We start from the raw sequence: 1,946 nt of genomic DNA, 5'->3' as shown, positions 1-1,946 counted from the left end.
CTGAAAGTAAAGCTATCTCCTCACCTGATAACATGCTGCCCACTTGACTTCGGCTCTCTCGGCTTTCAAAACTGGTTTTGGATTTTTTGGCAAGACTCCCTGTTTTGCTGTGATGGTATTCTTCAAAATGATGAGCTGTTTGTGCACCTTTTAACACCAAGCTGTTTTCAGCAAGATACCGCTCGTGCCCATACGAGTGCTTAATTTAAAGTATCTTTAAAACGAGCTACATCTTTAAGTTAAGATGTCTTAAAACGCCCGCATAGACACAGACACTATCTTTGGGAATTAATACGACAAAACTATAAATTTAATTAAGGGAAATAGCCCCTCCCCATCCAATATCTACTAGAGGATATATATTTATATCCAATCCTTTTTCTTTCAACAATGTAACAAACTCAAAACAAAAATCCTTACAAATTGTTTCTTCATCATAATGGTTATCATATAAATTAAATTTGTCGATTAAATCACATCCCTTTTCCGTTGGATAAAAATACCAAAACCAGCCTCCAAATATATCCATATCATCTATATGATGTATTAAATCAACAATATTTTCTTTTATAGTTCCTTGTTTAATTTGAAATTCAATTAACTCTAAAGAAGTTAGTCTATAAAAAATATCAATAGTTACTTGAATAGCTTCTTTTTCATCCAAAGAAAAATACCGCTCCACATAAGAAAAAAATAAAATAAATTATCATCATCATATGAAACTAACTTAGATAAGTAATTTTGAATAAATAATATTAAATCATTTTCTTTCATAAGGTTAATTTGAAATTTGTATCTTCTATCTAACTTATTAACAAAACCAATATGTGCCATCATCTTGTAACCAGCCAATATCGACAGGGCATCCAATATACCACCATAAATTATCTATATCTTTTTCAGGTATATTTTCATCATATTCTTTAGGAAATGATTTATATATATAATCTAACTGAAGATCTAAGTTAGATTTATCTAATAACTCATAATTTTCCACCCACTCTCTGAATTTGATAACCCCTTGTTTAGAATTAATAATATATTTTACACATTCAACAAATTCTCTCTTCGTAAAATCATAATCTCTTATACCTATCTCAATAAGATGGGTTTCTAAAGAAAAATAAATAGAATTAATATTTTTAAATTTCGAATCCATAATTACTTCTTTATAATTTATATTTATCATTTATACCTCTTTTAATTCTCAAACTTAATTTCGATATTTCTTGACTTGATTCCAGATTGCCAAGTCTTATTGTCCTTGGCTTGAATTATCTCAATAGTATACTTTGAATTTGTTTTTTCTTGAGATGAAGAAAAATTCCTTAAGTTTATAGAGCTGCCTTTCAAAGGTCCATCTGTTGGCTTAATTGTCCAAACCTTACCATCTTGACCATTTAAATCTTTCATCTTAGAAACGATGCTTGGATTAGGTAATTTATCAACTCCCGTTAGTTCTTTAAAATAAGTTATCACATCTTGGTCACTAACTCCTTTATATACAGGAGATCCTATACTTGTTTTGGGATTTGTTAAATATAACCTTCCATTTATTGTCAATTTCATATCTTTAGGCTCCACTGATTTTGTATTAAATTGATGAGCTATTTCATTAACTCTTTGTTGAGTTCTATTTGACTTAATTAACTCTGGTTTATGATTAATATTTTCATTCAGAACTTTATTAAATTTAGGGTTATTCTTACCAAGATTTGCTACATCACTTTTCGTTTCAGTATTCGCATTTCCTCCTCTAGTAGTAGAATTACCCAATTCGGTTGAAGATTTACCTTTATTATCTAAATGAACTCGTACCGTTTTTCCAACCCCTGTTGCCCAACCACTCTGAGCAATTGCACCCATTGCAGCTTTTCCGTAAGCATTATCTTGCGATAAAAACTCACCTAGATTAAATACACCTCTTGCATTTGGGTATGAGCTAG

At 30.3% G+C, this 1,946-nt stretch carries 3 protein-coding genes; all 3 read right to left on the bottom strand.

Annotated features, from left to right (window positions below; genetic code table 11):
• Positions 1-310 precede the first annotated feature (310 nt).
• Complete coding sequence (locus B0186_RS11105) at positions 311-664, bottom strand: hypothetical protein (protein ID WP_078219499.1); 354 nt, start codon at positions 662-664, stop codon at positions 311-313.
• A gap of 147 nt (positions 665-811) precedes the next feature.
• Positions 812-1,159 carry a hypothetical protein gene (locus tag B0186_RS11095; protein WP_143411974.1) on the bottom strand — a complete coding sequence of 116 codons (348 nt, stop codon included), beginning with the start codon at positions 1,157-1,159 and terminating at the stop codon, positions 812-814.
• A gap of 41 nt (positions 1,160-1,200) precedes the next feature.
• Positions 1,201-1,946 (bottom strand): hypothetical protein (locus B0186_RS11735; protein ID WP_078219494.1); only part of this gene is annotated, 746 nt, incomplete at its 5' end.

This window comes from Canicola haemoglobinophilus, from assembly GCF_002015075.1.
Lineage (GTDB): Bacteria > Pseudomonadota > Gammaproteobacteria > Enterobacterales > Pasteurellaceae > Canicola > Canicola haemoglobinophilus.
The sequence above is the reverse complement of the archived record's forward strand: the minus strand, read 5'-3'. Positions and strand labels throughout refer to the sequence as shown.